This window comes from Escherichia sp. KTE172, from assembly GCF_000408845.1.
Classification (GTDB): domain Bacteria; phylum Pseudomonadota; class Gammaproteobacteria; order Enterobacterales; family Enterobacteriaceae; genus Escherichia; species Escherichia coli.
The window spans coordinates 4,248,360-4,263,923 of sequence record NZ_KE137316.1 but is presented as its reverse complement, the minus strand read 5'-3'; the positions used below and the strand labels follow the sequence as shown (position 1 = coordinate 4,263,923).

General features: G+C 52.2%; 17 protein-coding genes. 7 read left to right on the top strand and 10 right to left on the bottom strand.

Features of this window, described 5'->3' with window-relative positions:
- From tauD to tauA, 4 genes are read right to left on the bottom strand one after another with little or no spacing between them, the layout of a single operon-like run.
- Entirely contained in the window at positions 1-852 is an 852-nt protein-coding gene (gene tauD / locus G434_RS04135) for a taurine dioxygenase (protein ID WP_000004074.1), read from the bottom strand.
- Entirely contained in the window at positions 849-1,676 is an 828-nt protein-coding gene (tauC, locus tag G434_RS04140) for a taurine ABC transporter permease TauC (RefSeq protein WP_000114601.1), read from the bottom strand. Before tauC ends, tauD begins: the two co-directional genes overlap by 4 nt.
- On the bottom strand, positions 1,673-2,440 hold the full coding sequence (tauB, locus tag G434_RS04145) for a taurine ABC transporter ATP-binding subunit (protein ID WP_000939335.1): 768 nt from the start codon (positions 2,438-2,440) through the stop codon (positions 1,673-1,675). Before tauB ends, tauC begins: the two co-directional genes overlap by 4 nt.
- Before the next feature lie 12 nt (positions 2,441-2,452).
- Positions 2,453-3,415: a taurine ABC transporter substrate-binding protein gene (gene tauA, locus G434_RS04150; protein ID WP_001018416.1), complete on the bottom strand. Its 963-nt coding sequence runs from the start codon at positions 3,413-3,415 to the stop codon at positions 2,453-2,455.
- 608 nt (positions 3,416-4,023) lie between these two features.
- Between tauA and G434_RS04155 the strand changes: the two genes are divergently transcribed.
- From G434_RS04155 to fghA, 7 genes are all read left to right on the top strand, one after another.
- Complete coding sequence (locus G434_RS04155) at positions 4,024-4,695, top strand: PIG-L deacetylase family protein (RefSeq protein WP_000362009.1); 672 nt, start codon at positions 4,024-4,026, stop codon at positions 4,693-4,695.
- A gap of 9 nt (positions 4,696-4,704) precedes the next feature.
- Entirely contained in the window at positions 4,705-5,901 is a 1,197-nt protein-coding gene (locus tag G434_RS04160; protein ID WP_000860430.1) for a glycosyltransferase family 2 protein, read from the top strand.
- Entirely contained in the window at positions 5,879-6,460 is a 582-nt protein-coding gene (locus G434_RS0126035; protein ID WP_001308433.1) for an LbetaH domain-containing protein, read from the top strand. Before G434_RS04160 ends, G434_RS0126035 begins: the two co-directional genes overlap by 23 nt.
- A gap of 1 nt (position 6,461) precedes the next feature.
- Entirely contained in the window at positions 6,462-7,235 is a 774-nt protein-coding gene (locus G434_RS04165) for a YaiO family outer membrane beta-barrel protein (RefSeq protein ID WP_000596107.1), read from the top strand.
- Positions 7,236-7,422: 187 nt separating this feature from the next.
- Complete coding sequence (frmR, locus tag G434_RS04170; RefSeq protein WP_001141271.1) at positions 7,423-7,698, top strand: formaldehyde-responsive transcriptional repressor FrmR; 276 nt, start codon at positions 7,423-7,425, stop codon at positions 7,696-7,698.
- Positions 7,699-7,732: 34 nt separating this feature from the next.
- Complete coding sequence (frmA, locus tag G434_RS04175) at positions 7,733-8,842, top strand: S-(hydroxymethyl)glutathione dehydrogenase (protein WP_000842102.1); 1,110 nt, start codon at positions 7,733-7,735, stop codon at positions 8,840-8,842.
- Positions 8,843-8,933: 91 nt separating this feature from the next.
- On the top strand, positions 8,934-9,767 hold the full coding sequence (gene fghA / locus G434_RS04180) for an S-formylglutathione hydrolase (protein WP_000419039.1): 834 nt from the start codon (positions 8,934-8,936) through the stop codon (positions 9,765-9,767).
- 124 nt (positions 9,768-9,891) lie between these two features.
- On the opposite strand, the gene G434_RS04185 is transcribed toward fghA, so the two are convergent.
- The 6 genes from G434_RS04185 to mhpC form a co-directional block, all read right to left on the bottom strand.
- Positions 9,892-10,431: a DUF2058 domain-containing protein gene (locus G434_RS04185; RefSeq protein ID WP_001096718.1), complete on the bottom strand. Its 540-nt coding sequence runs from the start codon at positions 10,429-10,431 to the stop codon at positions 9,892-9,894.
- Between the two features lie 100 nt (positions 10,432-10,531).
- Positions 10,532-11,743, bottom strand: coding sequence for a 3-(3-hydroxy-phenyl)propionate transporter MhpT (gene mhpT / locus G434_RS04190; protein ID WP_000107645.1), 1,212 nt, complete (start codon positions 11,741-11,743; stop codon positions 10,532-10,534).
- Positions 11,744-11,918: 175 nt separating this feature from the next.
- Positions 11,919-12,932, bottom strand: a complete 1,014-nt coding sequence (gene mhpE, locus G434_RS04195) for a 4-hydroxy-2-oxovalerate aldolase (protein ID WP_001013499.1) — start codon at positions 12,930-12,932, stop codon at positions 11,919-11,921.
- On the bottom strand, positions 12,929-13,879 hold the full coding sequence (mhpF, locus tag G434_RS04200; protein ID WP_000044321.1) for an acetaldehyde dehydrogenase: 951 nt from the start codon (positions 13,877-13,879) through the stop codon (positions 12,929-12,931). The genes mhpE and mhpF overlap by 4 nt, the downstream gene beginning before the upstream one ends.
- Complete coding sequence (gene mhpD, locus G434_RS04205; protein ID WP_000160742.1) at positions 13,876-14,685, bottom strand: 2-keto-4-pentenoate hydratase; 810 nt, start codon at positions 14,683-14,685, stop codon at positions 13,876-13,878. Before mhpD ends, mhpF begins: the two co-directional genes overlap by 4 nt.
- A gap of 9 nt (positions 14,686-14,694) precedes the next feature.
- Positions 14,695-15,561 carry a 2-hydroxy-6-oxonona-2,4-dienedioate hydrolase gene (gene mhpC, locus G434_RS04210; protein ID WP_000121898.1) on the bottom strand — a complete coding sequence of 289 codons (867 nt, stop codon included), beginning with the start codon at positions 15,559-15,561 and terminating at the stop codon, positions 14,695-14,697.
- Between the last annotated feature and the right edge of the window lie 3 nt (positions 15,562-15,564).

Below are 15,564 nucleotides of genomic sequence, written 5' to 3'. Positions count from 1 at the left end.
TTACCCCGCCCGATAAAACGGTTTATCCCCAAGGATTGTCGCCCGATGCATTATCCGCCGCTGTGGCAGGTAATCCGCATTGGCATAGTGCTGAGTCACGCGGTTATCCCAAATCGCAATATCATTTGGTTGCCAGCGCCAGCGCACCTGAAACTCCGGTTTGGTGATATGGGCAAACAAAAAACTTAACAAGGCTTCGCTCTCTTTCTCGCTGACATCAACAATTCGCGTAGTAAAGCCTTCATTCACAAACAGCGCCTGTTTACCGCTCACCGGATGCGTTCGCACCACCGGATGTAGTAACGGCGGATTTTTCGCGACCGCCTCGCGCCAGCGTTGATGCTCCTCCTCCGTTTTGCGGTATTTGTATTCTGGGAACGATTTACGGAAATCATGCTCCGCACGCAGCCCGCTCAACAGCTGGCGGAAGGGAACAGAGAGTGCCTCATACGCCGCAATACCGCTGGTCCATAGCGTATCGCCGCCAGTCGAGGGTAACTCTTTCGCCGCCAGAATCGCCCCAGCAGGAGGCGTTTCAATAAATGTCACATCGGTATGCCAGTTGTCGTTATCTGGCGGATTATCGTTATGAGTATCCAGTACGATAATCTCGTCAACCCCTTCGGCATGAGGGTAAACAGGATGAATATGCAGCTCGCCAAAACGCTGGGCCAGCGCGCGTTGCTGCTGCGGCGTAATGGCCTGTTCACGCAGAAACACCACCTGATGACGCAGTACCGCATGGTAAAGCTGTTCAAACTGGTTATCACTTAACGGGCGCGTCAGGTCGGCACCCGTAATTTGTGCGCCAATATACGGCCCCAGCGGGGTAATGCTCAGACGTTCACTCATTGTACTTCTCCATGCCAGGGCGTGAGGCGGCGCTGTAACGCGCGCAGACCCAGTTCTAAAAGAAAGGCGATAATCGCAATCACCGCGATCCCCGCCAGCACCACGTCAGTCGCGAGAAATTCACCCGCTGACTGGACCATAAAACCCAAACCGCGCGTCGCGGCAATCAGCTCCGCCGCCACCAGGGTAGACCAGCCCACACCCAGACCAATGCGTAATCCGGTGAGAATTTCCGGCAGCGCACCGGGCAAAATAACAAACCACAGCACCTGCGCACGGCTGGCACCCAGCGACTGGGCGGCACGAATGCGAACCTGCTGCGCGCTTTTCACCCCCGCCAGCGCCGACATCGCCACAGGTGCAAAAATCGCTAAATAGATCAGTAAGATCTTCGAGGTTTCACCAATACCAAACCAGATCACCATCAGCGGCAAATACGCCAGCGGCGGCACCGGGCGATACAATTCAATTATCGGATCCAGAATGCCGCGCACCGTCGGGCTTAGCCCCATGGCGATCCCAACCGGAATGCCGATCAACACCGCCGCAAGTAGCGCCAGCACAATGCGCGTCAGGCTGGCTGCCAGATGCTGCCACAGGGTGGCGTCCATAAATCCCTGCGGTCCGGCAATGGTGAGCAGTTTTGCCAGTACTTGTTGCGGCGGCGGCAAAAACAGCGGGCTAATCAGTTGCAGCGCCGCCACCGTCCACCATACAGTGAGTAAAACCGCTAACGTGCCAATGCTTAAGGTCACCTGACGCGAGAGCGGCCAGCGCCATTTCAGCCGCCGCGAATGCAGTTTTTCATTAATGAGCACACTCATGAGAACGCCTCCCGTTGCTCAAATACGCGGCTTAAAACATATTCGCGCATGGCGATGAATTGTGGATCGGACTTGATGCTGCGGCTCGACTCTCCCGCAACAAAGCGGCGAGCAAAGTTGAGCGGCAGCCGCTCCAGCACACGGCCTGGGCCGGGTGAAAGCAGAACCAGTTCGGTTGCCATAAACACCGCTTCTTCTATATCGTGGGTAATCAACAGCACCTGCTTACCTGTCTCCTGCCAGAGTTTCAGCAGCAGAGTTTGCATCTGATCGCGGGTGAAGGCGTCCAGCGCGCCAAACGGTTCGTCGAGTAATAACAGCTGGGGATTCGCCGCCAGCGCGCGGGCAATCCCTACCCGCTGACGTTGACCGCCGGAAAGCTGCCAGATATAGCGTTTTTCTGCGCCTTCCAGCCCCACTTTTTTCAGCATCTGGTGCGCGATTTCCAGGCGCAGTGCTTTCTCTACACCTGCCAGTTGCAGGCCGAACGCCACGTTGTCTACCACATTACGCCACGGCAACAGCCCTTCATTCTGAAAAACCACGCCCCGCTCTGCTCCCGGTCCCTCAATGCACTTACCCGCCAGTTGAATGCTGCCATGCTGATAAGGCACAAAACCGGCAATCAGATTCAGCAAGGTGGTTTTGCCGCAGCCAGACGGCCCCAGCACCACCAGCAGCTCGCCGCTTTCCAGCGTCAGGTTGATATCTTCCAACGCCAGTTTGCCGCCATAATCGGCATAGAGATGAGAGATTTGCAGCATCCGCGCCTCCTTTTATTGTACGAAGCGCGAGGTAACGTACTGGCTGTAATCATTCGCCACGGCGGGGACTTTGCCCTGCTCTTTCAAAAACTGCGCGGTGTCGATAATTGCTTTGTTCACCGGTCCGGTCAGTTCTGCCGTTTGTTGCTGCGGCGTCAGATAGGTATTCCCCTTCACCAGCCCCGGCACGTCACCTTCCGGCACGCCGCTTAAACGCGCCAGCTTGCTGATGTTTTCCGGCTGTTTCAGCCACGCGTCTGGGTTAGCAATGTACGGTTGCTGAGCATCGATGGCGCTTTTAGCGAACGCTTTCACGACCTCAGGATGTTTCTCGGCAAAATCTTTGCGCACTACCCAAACATCCAGCGTCGGCGCGCCCCACTGCCCGACCTGTTCAGAATCGGTCAGCACCTTGCCGTCTTTTTCCAGGGCGTTAACCGCCGGTGCCCAGACATAAGCACCATCAATGTCTCCCCGTTGCCATGCGGCGATAATCGCGGGTGGCTGCAGGTTCACTATCTCCACTTGTCCGGGTTTTATACCCCAGTGTTTCAGCGCCGCCAGCAGGCTGTAATGGGTGGTGGAGATAAACGGTACGGCGATGCGTTTGCCAATCAGATCTTCCGGTTTGCTGATAGTTTTCTTTACCACCAGCGCTTCGGAGTTACCCAGTTTTGACGCCAGTAAGAAGACTTCAATCGGCACCTGTTGGCTGGCTGCCACCGCTAATGGGCTGGAACCGAGGTTACCGATTTGGACATCGCCTGAAGCCAGCGCCCGCACGATGCTGGCTCCGCTGTCAAACTTACGCCAGTCCACCGTCGCCCCGCTCTCTTTAGCAAAGGTGTTATCAGCCTGAGCCACTTTCGCCGGTTCAGCGGAGGTTTGATAGGCCACGGTGACGTTCACCGCCTGTGCCTGAAAAGCGATGAATGCCAGTGCGGCAAGAAGTGTGTTACGCGATGAAATTGCCATGATTGTCTGCTCCCCTGTCTTGTTATAGGAGCAGTATTCAGGAATAAAAACATTCATTAAAAGAATTAGTCGTTATCGCACAGATGATTTTATTCTTAGCAAAAAAGCGGCAAAGGAAAGATTAAATATGCAATTACACCCACGCTGACAATTCAGTAAGTTACTGCACTTCATTTTTATTAATGCATAAACAAGCAGAACATAATGTCTTTTATTTTATTAACAGCAATACATATAATGAAATCATTATATTCACATTGCATATATAACTGTATCATTCTCAATCAACCACATAATACATTCACATAATGTATATAATCCATATTTGTGCCTAGAACATATTTTTAATATGTAATTAATTGACAAACTAAATCACATCTAAATACAATATATAAAACAAAATAACTATACAAACCAAACACACAAACACTTAACATATGAACTACATAAAAGATTACGCAGTCGTATCCCCGTACCTGAAAGCCCCTTATTTTTCAGCTATCAGTAATTTTTAACACTTAAAAATTAGCATCTGTCTGTGCCAGAGATTACGTCTCTGCGGGCATCGTTGTGCTTGTAGTATAATAAATAAAATGGAGTGTCATTAAGTGGATAAGGTTTTAGATTCAGCCATCCTTTCTTCGGCAAATAAAAGAAAGGGTATCCTTGCTATTGACGCACATCCTGACGATATAGAATTGGGCTGTGGCGCGTCGCTTGCTCGTCTTGCGCAAAAAGGAATTTATATCGCAGCCGTGGTGATGACTACCGGCAACTCTGGCACAGATGGAATAATCGATCGCCATGAAGAATCGCGCAACGCCCTAAAGATATTAGGGTGCCACCAAACTATTCATCTTAATTTTGCTGACACCCGCGCGCATTTGCAGCTCAATGATATGATTTCCGCCCTGGAAGACATCATTAAAAATCAAATTCCTTCTGATGTTGAAATCATGCGGGTATATACCATGCATGATGCCGACCGCCATCAGGATCATCTTGCTGTTTATCAAGCTTCAATGGTTGCCTGCCGAACTATTCCACAAATTCTCGGCTACGAAACCCCAAGCACCTGGCTTTCATTTATGCCTCAGGTTTTTGAATCCGTTAAAGAAGAATATTTCACAGTCAAACTTGCTGCATTAAAAAAACATAAAAGCCAGGAACGACGCGATTATATGCGTCATGATCGCCTGCGTGCAGTTGCACAATTTCGCGGGCAACAGGTCAATAGCGATCTGGGTGAAGGCTTTGTAATTCATAAAATGATTCTTTGAGCAAATTGCATGAAAACCTGGATATTTATCTGTATGTCCATAGCAATGTTGCTATGGTTTTTAAGTACGCTAAAACGTAAACCCAGTCAAAAGAAAGGCTGTATTGACGCCATTATACCTGCTTATAACGAAGGCCCGTGTCTGGCACAGTCACTGGATAATCTGCTGCGTAATCCTTATTTTTGCCGGGTAATTTGCGTAAACGACGGCTCCACGGACAATACCGAAGCGGTCATGGCGGAAGTCAAACGCAAATGGGGCGACCGCTTTGTTGCCGTCACGCAAAAAAATACCGGTAAAGGTGGTGCGCTGATGAATGGCCTCAATTACGCCACCTGCGACCAGGTTTTTTTAAGTGATGCCGACACCTATGTTCCGCCCGATCAAGACGGAATGGGCTATATGCTTGCAGAAATAGAGCGCGGTGCTGATGCCGTAGGCGGCATTCCCTCTACTGCGTTGAAAGGCGCGGGTCTGTTACCGCACATCCGCGCGACCGTAAAGTTGCCGATGATTGTTATGAAGCGCACGCTACAGCAGCTCCTGGGCGGCGCACCGTTTATTATCAGCGGTGCCTGCGGGATGTTCCGTACTGATGTATTGCGTAAGTTCGGTTTCTCTGATCGTACTAAAGTCGAAGACCTTGATCTCACCTGGACATTGGTGGCAAACGGCTATCGTATTCGGCAGGCGAATCGCTGCATCGTATACCCACAGGAATGCAACAGCCCGCGTGAGGAATGGCGTCGCTGGCGGCGTTGGATTGTGGGCTACGCGGTCTGTATGCGCCTGCATAAAAGGCTTTTATTTAGCCGCTTCGGTATCTTCAGTATATTTCCTATGCTGTTGGTTGTGCTTTATGGCGTTGGGATTTATCTCACTACCTGGTTTAATGAATTCATCACCACCGGGCCGTATGGTGTGGTGTTGGCAATGTTTCCGCTTATCTGGGTCGGCGTAGTTTGTGTTATTGGTGCTTTTAGCGCCTGGTTTCATCGTTGCTGGTTGTTGGTGCCTTTAGCACCGCTTTCCGTTGTGTATGTATTATTAGCTTATGCCATCTGGATTATTTATGGACTTATTGCCTTTTTTACTGGACGCGAACCTCAGCGCGACAAACCCACCCGCTATTCCGCACTGGTGGAAGCGTCAACCTCTTATTCCCAACCTTCTGTCACAGGAACTGAAAAACTTTCTGAAGCTTAATGTTAAAGAGAAAAATATTCAGATTGCAGACCAGGTAATTATTGATGAAACTGCAGGTGAAGTTGTTATCGGCGCGAATACCCGTATTTGTCACGGTGCCGTTATTCAGGGTCCGGTAGTGATTGGCGCAAACTGCCTGATAGGTAATTATGCGTTTATTCGTCCTGGCACAATAATCAGCAATGGCGTAAAAATTGGTTTCGCCACCGAAATTAAAAATGCGGTTATTGAAGCGGAAGCAACGATTGGTCCGCAATGCTTTATCGCCGACTCGGTAGTTGCAAACCAGGCATATTTGGGCGCACAAGTACGTACCAGTAATCATCGTCTGGATCAACAGCCCGTGTCTGTTCGAACTCCAGAGGGAATTATCGCTACCGGATGCGATAAATTAGGTTGTTATATCGGGCAGCGTTCACGCCTTGGCGTACAAGTTATTATTTTGCCTGGGCGAATTATTTCCCCGAACACGCAACTTGGCCCGCGCGTGATTGTAGAACGTAATTTACCTCCCGGAACTTATTCACTCCGACAAGAACTTATCCGTACAGGAGATTAAAATGATAAAACGGACGTTATTAGCGGCAGCAATTTTTAGCACATTGCCCGCTTATGCCGGGTTAACTTCCATTACCGCGGGCTACGATTTTACCGATTATTCTGGCGATCATGGCAACCGTAATTTAGCGTATGCTGAACTGGTGGCGAAAGTTGAAAACGCAACGCTGCTTTTTAATCTTTCCCAGGGGCGTCGTGATTATGAAACTGAACATTTCAATGCCACTCGCGGTCAGGGTGCGGTCTGGTATAAATGGAATAACTGGCTGACAACCCGAATGGGTATTGCCTTTGCGGATAATACGCCGGTCTTTGCCCGCCAGGATTTTCGTCAGGATATTAACCTGGCACTGTTGCCAAAAACGCTTTTCACGACCGGTTATCGCTACACTAAATATTACGATGATGTCGAAGTCGATGCCTGGCAAGGCGGCGTATCACTCTATACTGGCCCGGTGATCTCCAGCTACCGCTATACCCATTATGACTCCAGCGATGCAGGTGGTAGTTACAGCAATATGATTTCCGTGCGTCTGAATGACCCGCGCGGCACTGGTTATACGCAACTATGGCTAAGCCGCGGAACAGGTGCTTACACCTATGACTGGACGCCAGAAACACGCTACGGCAGCATGAAGAGCGTCAGTTTGCAACGTATTCAACCGCTGACTGAGCAACTTAATCTCGGGCTGACGGCAGGTAAAGTGTGGTACGACACCCCAACCGATGATTATAACGGTCTGCAACTTGCAGCCCATCTGACCTGGAAATTCTGATTGCTTCTGCCGCCCGCTATCCGGGGCGGCCTTCCCTGCCGATTAGCCCCACCCCCTTTCCTCTTTGTTTTCCGACCACATTCACCGGATAAATTTTATTCTCCAGTGTTATATACTATAGGGGGGTATGCATTGACATATAGCATACCCCCCTATAGTATATTGCATGCAGATGATGAGGTGCGAAATGCCCAGTACTCCGGAAGAGAAGAAAAAGGTCCTTACTCGAGTTCGTCGTATTCGGGGGCAGATTGATGCTCTGGAACGGTCGCTGGAGGGTGATGCCGAATGCCGTGCCATACTCCAACAGATCGCTGCCGTTCGGGGCGCGGCTAACGGGCTGATGGCAGAAGTGCTTGAAAGCCATATCCGGGAAACGTTTGACCGAAATGACTGCTACAGCCGCGAAGTCAGCCAATCCGTTGACGACACTATTGAACTGGTTCGTGCCTATCTTAAATAGCTGAATCTATTACCATATTGAGGAAGAGCGAGAGATGAAATCACGTGCTGCCGTTGCATTTGCTCCCGGTAAACCGCTGGAAATCGTTGAAATTGACGTTGCACCACCGAAAAAAGGTGAAGTGCTGATTAAAGTCACCCATACCGGCGTTTGCCATACCGACGCATTTACCCTCTCCGGCGATGACCCGGAAGGTGTATTCCCGGTAGTTCTCGGTCACGAAGGGGCCGGCGTTGTGGTTGAAGTCGGTGAAGGCGTAACCAGCGTCAAACCTGGCGACCATGTGATCCCGCTTTACACCGCAGAGTGCGGCGAGTGTGAGTTCTGTCGTTCCGGCAAAACCAACCTCTGTGTTGCGGTTCGCGAAACCCAGGGTAAAGGCCTGATGCCAGACGGCACCACCCGTTTTTCTTACAACGGGCAGCCGCTTTATCACTACATGGGATGCTCTACATTCAGTGAATACACCGTGGTCGCGGAAGTGTCTCTGGCCAAAATTAATCCAGAAGCAAACCATGAACACGTCTGCCTGCTGGGCTGTGGCGTGACCACCGGTATTGGCGCGGTACACAACACGGCTAAAGTCCAGCCAGGTGATTCTGTTGCCGTATTTGGTCTTGGCGCGATTGGTCTGGCAGTGGTTCAGGGCGCGCGTCAGGCGAAAGCGGGACGGATTATCGCTATTGATACGAACCCGAAGAAATTCGATCTGGCGCGTCGCTTCGGTGCCACCGACTGCATTAACCCGAATGACTACGACAAACCGATTAAAGATGTCCTGCTGGATATCAACAAATGGGGTATCGACCATACCTTTGAATGCATCGGTAACGTCAACGTGATGCGTGCGGCGCTGGAAAGTGCGCACCGCGGCTGGGGTCAGTCGGTGATCATCGGGGTAGCTGGTTCTGGTCAGGAAATCTCCACCCGTCCATTCCAGTTGGTCACCGGTCGCGTATGGAAAGGTTCCGCGTTTGGCGGCGTGAAAGGTCGTTCCCAGTTACCGGGTATGGTTGAAGATGCGATGAAAGGCGATATCGATCTGGAACCGTTTGTCACGCATACCATGAGCCTGGATGAAATTAATGACGCCTTTGACCTGATGCATGAAGGCAAATCCATTCGAACCGTAATTCGTTACTGATTTCCCGCAGGTTTACCCGTCCAGTTCAGACGGGGTTCTTAATACTCTCCCCGGGCAGCCGTCCGGGGGATTAACCGTGAGATAATGACTGATGGAACTCATTGAAAAACATGCCAGCTTTGGCGGCTGGCAAAATGTGTATCGGCATTATTCCCCATCACTGAAATGTGAAATGAATGTCGGCGTCTATCTCCCACCAAAAGCCGCAAGTGAAAAATTGCCGGTGTTGTACTGGCTTTCAGGGCTGACTTGCAACGAGCAGAATTTCATTACTAAATCGGGGATGCAACGTTACGCGGCTGAGCACAACATTATTGTTGTTGCGCCGGACACCAGTCCGCGAGGCAGTCATGTCGCAGATGCTGACCGTTACGATCTCGGGCAAGGTGCCGGGTTTTACCTGAACGCAACGCAAGCGCCGTGGAATGAACATTACAAAATGTATGACTATATCCGCAACGAGCTGCCGGATTTAGTGATGCAACATTTTCCGGCAACGGCCAGAAAGTCTATCTCAGGTCATTCTATGGGCGGGCTGGGCGCACTGGTGCTGGCGTTACGTAATCCAGATGAATATGTCAGCGTCTCAGCGTTTTCGCCCATTGTCTCCCCATCGCAAGTACCGTGGGGACAGCAAGCCTTTACCGCATATCTTGGTGAAAATAAAGAAGCCTGGTTGGATTACGACCCGGTGAGCCTTATTTCACAAGGTCAACGCGTTGCGGAAATCATGGTTGATCAGGGGTTGAGTGATGATTTTTACGCAGAACAGCTGCGGACTCCAAATCTTGAAAAGATCTGCCAGGAGATGAATATCAAGACGTTAATCCGTTATCACGAGGGTTATGATCACAGCTATTATTTTGTCTCCAGTTTTATTGGCGAGCATATTGCCTATCACGCCAATAAACTGAATATGCGTTAATAATAGTGCACGACTGCCGGATGCGGCGTGAACGCCTTATCCGCCTACATTTCGCCCGCAGGCCGTAGGCATGATAAGACGCGCATAGCGTCGCATCAGGCATCTGCGCACGACTTATCTATGTTTACCACATCAAATCATCAGGCACTTTGAAGTCGGCATACGGATCGTCTTCATCCTGCTCTTCGGCACTGAGCGCGCTGTGCAACACAATACTGCTGGCATCACGCTGAGCAATTTTATCGGCAACGCTGGCGGGAATAATGGCGTATTCACCTTCGCTATTGTTATCGAGCAACAAGCGGGCAATCGCCAGACGACCATTAATTAACTGCGCTTGCGTGAGCTTATCGACAAAGATTTTCTTAATCAGATTACCGTCAGTGAAGTTAAAACCAATATCGCCATTAACAATGGTGATTCGGTTCATTTCAATGAGCTGCTTCACCTGAGCTTTATATTCTTTCGCCAACGCCGCTTGTTTTTGCTGCTCGCTAAGCTGTTTATCACGTTCAAGCTGTGCCTTTTTATTTTCTTCTACCGCCGCCCGAGCTTCACGCGCCTGAACGCGCGATTTTTTCGCCGTTCTCTCGACCTTCGCCGCTTTTTTGCTGGTGACTAATCCTGCTTTGAGCAACTGCTCTTGTAAGGTAAGTTTTGCCATCTTTGTTTCCAAACCCGCTGAATAATTTTTAGCGAGTATACCTGTAAACGCCGTAGGTGTATTGGGGCAAGTCCCTTTCGTCCCTGCTTAATAAGGCGCGTCAGGCATCGGCGCACGGCTGCATTCGTGATCTCCGGCTCATCAAAATAAACACTGCCAGGCCAGCAACAAGAATACCCGGCGCAGAAGCGGCCATTACGCCAACCGTGCCAGTGCCTAATGCCAGCATTTTCCCGGCCAGTAACGGACCGCTCATAGCCCCCAGACGCCCTACCGCCACGGCTGTTCCCACACCTGTTGCGCGGATCTGCGAACTGTAAAACAACGGTGCCAGGGCATACAAAACGCTTTGCCCACCTGTCGCAAACAACCCCGCGACGAATCCCGCCAGCAACATACCGTTAAATGACGACACCGTTCCCAGCGCCAGCAGCGAAGCTAACATGCCGCTATAAATCAGTAGCGACATGGTTACTGGACGCAGCTTATCCATCAATGCGCCCAACATTAACGTCCCGCTTGCCGCACCCATTTGCAGTGCAAACATCACCCCTGCCGCCTGCGATGGCTGGAATCCTTGCTCCACCAAAAGCAGCGGTAGCCAGTTGATCAACATGTAGACCACCAGCAGAGTGAAGAAATAACACAACCACAGCAGCAGCGTCGCGGTTGCCGTTTCTGGCGCAAATAACGCACGCAGTGGAGGCGCGGCCTGTTTTTCGCCAGCGAACACCGCCGACTCCGGCAGCCAGCGCATTAATAGCGGCACCAGAATCAACGGCACCACACCACCTACCCAAAACACCGTTTGCCATGCTAAGTTTGCCCCCGCGAAACCCAGTGTCGCCGCCAGCGCCGCGCCAATGGGAACACCGCAATACATCAGGCTCACTGCCGTCCCACGAAAACGTGGCCCCGCGGCTTCAGACGTCAGGGCGATCAGATTCGGCAACGCCGCCCCCAGCCCGACACCGGTAATCAGTCGCGCAAAGACCAGTGAGGGGAAATCCCAGGCAATCGCCGTTGCCAGTGAGAACAAACCAAACAGCGCAACTGAGCTAATTAAAATACGCTTACGACCATAACGGTCCGCCAGCATTCCGCCAACCAGCGCGCCGGGTAGCAAACCGAGTATTCCGGCGCTGAATATCCAGCCCATTTGCATTTTATCGAGTGCGAAAGCCTGGGCGATGCCACCCGCCGCAATGCCAGCCGCCTGAAGATCCAGCCCTTCCATCAGAGCGACCAAAAAACAAAGCCCGATGGTCAGCATCAGGCGGGTTGAAGATGATGAAGGGGTACGAGTCGACATAAGATGAACCTCGTTGCGAGTGCAGGTGAATCGCGGCTGATACATTGTCAGCCGCGTAATCAGAACCATTTAATGACTGCCTACGGGCGAAATATAGGCCGGATAAGGCGTTTACGCCGCATCCGGCAGTCGTGCTGGGATGGGCATACAAAATGCACGTTCTCGGCAGTCATCATTATTTGTTGTTGCGCAGATCCAGCGCCACATCGACGATCATATCCTCCTGACCGCCAACCATCCGGCGTTTGCCCAACTCAACGAGAATATCCACCGCGCTTAAGCCATAACGCGCCGCCGCCGTTTCACAGTGACGCAGGAAGCTGGAGTAAACACCAGCGTATCCCAGCGCCAGCGTTTCGCGATCGACTCGTACCGGTCGATCCTGCAACGGACGCACCAGGTCGTCAGCGGCATCCATTAACGCATAGAGATCGGTCCCATGCTGCCAACCCAGTTTATCCGCGGCGGCAATAAATACTTCCAGCGGCGCGTTACCTGCGCCCGCTCCCATTCCCGCGAGGCTGGCGTCGATTCGGTCACAGCCCTCTTCCACCGCCGCGATAGAGTTCGCCACGCCAAGACTCAGGTTATGGTGAGCGTGCATGCCGGTTTGCGTTTCTGGTTTCAGCTCTGCTTTCAGGGCGCGGAAACGGTCACGGATATCGCTCATGTTCATCGCACCGCCAGAATCCACCACATAAATACAGGTCGCACCGTAGCCTTCCATCAGCTTTGCCTGCTTTGCGAGATTCTCCGGCGTGGTCATATGGCTCATCATCAGAAAACCAACGGTGTCCATTCCGAGCTCGCGGGCATACTGAATATGCTGGGCGGAAACATCAGCTTCGGTACAGTGCGTTGCCACACGAACCACCCGCGCGCCAGCCTGCCAGGCATTTTTCAGATCGTGAATAGTGCCGATTCCTGGCAGCAACAACGTCGCGATTTTGGCGTGCTTCACCACATCCGCCGCTGCTTCAATCCATTCTAGGTCGCTATGTGCGCCGAAACCATAGTTAAAGCTGGAACCTTGCAAACCGTCGCCGTGGGCCACTTCAATCGAATCCACGCGGGCATCGTCCAGTGCTTTGGCAATCTGGCGGACATTTTCCAGCGAATACTGATGACGAATGGCGTGCATACCGTCACGCAACGTGACGTCCGAAATATAAAGTTTTTTACCGTTCATGCCGCTTCTCCTGCCTTGCGCGCCAGTGACTGGGCCATTTTTTCCGCTGTCGCCAGCGCACTGGAAGTCATAATGTCGAGGTTGCCCGCATAGGCAGGCAGATAATGCGCTGCGCCTTCGACTTCCAGCCAGACCGCTGTTTTCAGCCCGGAGAACTGCCCCACGCCCGGCAAATTAACCGGTTTATCCTGCGGGATAACTTCAAACTGCACGCGCTGTTTCAGGCGATAACCCGGTACGTAAGCCTGCACCGCCTCAGCCATTTCATTGATTGAGGCTTCGATATCATCTTGTGAAGCTTCGTCGCTCAATACATACACCGTGTCACGCATCATCAACGGTGGCTCTGCTGGGTTAAGCACGATAATTGCCTTCCCTTTTGCCGCGCCACCCACCACTTCAATGGCGCGCGAAGTGGTTTCCGTAAATTCATCGATATTGGCACGCGTGCCAGGTCCGGCAGATTTACTGGCAATAGAAGCGATAATTTCGGCGTAATGAACACGCGCCACGCGTGAAACTGCCGCCACCATTGGAATGGTGGCCTGGCCGCCGCAGGTGACCATGTTGACGTTCAGTTGATCGACGTTCTCCTCGAGGTTAACCACCGGCACGCAGTAAGGGCCGATGGCAGCAGGCGTCAGGTCAATTAAGCGAATATCCGGTTTCGCTTCGCGCAAAGCGGCATCGTTTTTCACATGAGCACCGGCGCTGGTCGCATCAAATACAATGTCGATATCAGCAAATTCAGGCATGTTCATCAGCCCGATCACCCCTTCATGGGTGGTGGCGACGCCCATACGTCTGGCACGCGCCAGACCGTCGGACTGAGGATCAATGCCGACCATCACCGCCATCTCCAGATGCTGACCGTGACGCAAAATTTTAATCATCAGATCGGTGCCAATGTTGCCAGAACCGATAATGGCGACTTTACGCTTACTCATGACAGACTTCCTTTTGGGGCTGCGCTTGAAAATGTCGCAGCAACTGAACCTATGCCTTCGATATGGGCTTCAAAACGATCGCCCGCATTCACCGCCACCATCGGACCTAATGCCCCGGTAAGAATGATATCTCCGGCGCGCAGCGGTTCACCCAGGCTGGCCATTTTGCGTGCCAGCCAGACGGCGGCATTAAGCGGATGTCCCAGGCATTCGCTGCCGCGCCCGCTGGAAACCTCTTCGTTATTACGCGTCATCTTCATGGCGCAGTTTTTCAGGTCTAACCCCGCCGGACGTTGCGCCGGACCGCCGATGACATACACCCCACAGGAGGCGTTATCTGCCACGGTATCGACAAACTGAATCGACCAGTCGCGAATGCGGCTACCCACCACCTCCAGCGCCGGAAGTACCCATTCAATGACGTTATACAGTTCGTCGAAGGTGATATCGGTTGCGGGCAAATCGCGGTTCAACACCAGTGCAATCTCCGCTTCAATGCGGGGTTGCAGAACACGGGAAAAAGGAATGGTTTCGTTATCGCCATAACACATGTCGGCAAATAATGTCCCGAAATCCGGTTGATCAACGCCCAGTTGTTGCTGCACTTTCGGATGCGTCAGGCCCACTTTACGCCCCACCACGCGACGCCCCTGCGCAACGTCATGTTGCACATTGATGCGCTGAATGGCGTAGGCCGCTTCAGCGTTTTCAATACCAATCAGATCGCGCAGCGGCGCAATCGCTTCGCCCTGCTCTGCGGCGCGGCGTAAATCCGCCGCCAGTTGCTCAAGAGTATGCTTCGTCATGACCGTTCCTTAAGGGCGTGCGAGGAAATTCAGCACCAGTTGATTGAAAGCGTCGGCATGTTCCCACTGCGCCCAGTGACCACAGTCGCGGAAGATATGCAGTTCAGAACCGGCAATGCCGGACAGCAGACGCAGACCCGCATCCATCGGCACAAAGCGGTCGTTGCGCCCCCAGACAATCAGGGTTTGCGCTTTGATTTCCGCCAGACGTGGGCCAAAATCCGGGAACTGTTTCGGATTGGCTTCCAGGCTCTTAACGAAGTTTTCCAGGTGATCGCGGCGCGACAGCATATTATTCAGGCGCGCTTCAAACAGGGCGTCGGTCAAATCGCTGGTATCAAAAACGAAGATATCCATCATCAGCTTCAGGTTTTCGATAGTCGGCTGACGATAAAGCTGATTCAGTCGCTTAATACCTTCGGTTGGCATCGGCGTAAACAAACTCATGCCGCCCGTACCGCCGCCCATCAGCACCAGTTTGCCGACGCGCTCCGGCCAGTTAAGAGTGAACGCCACAGAACTGTGGCCGCCCATCGAGTTGCCCAGCAGGTGGATTTTGGCGATATCCAGTTGATCCACCACGCTTTTCAGGATTCGCGCATTAAGATCCGATCGCGAACCACTATTAACGATCGAATCGCTCTTACCCCAACCCGGACAATCCAGCAGGATCACCCGATAGCCCGCCTCTACCAGCGGATCGATATTGCGGCTGAAGTTCGCCCAGCCAGTAGCACCCGGGCCGGAACCATGCAGCAGGACAACAGTTTCGTCGCCTTGTCCGCAGTCATTAAAATGGATGCGCAGCGTTTTACCCGCTTCTTCTACATTCAGAAAACGACTGGTGGCGGCTTCGGTTTGTGGCTGATAACTCATCAT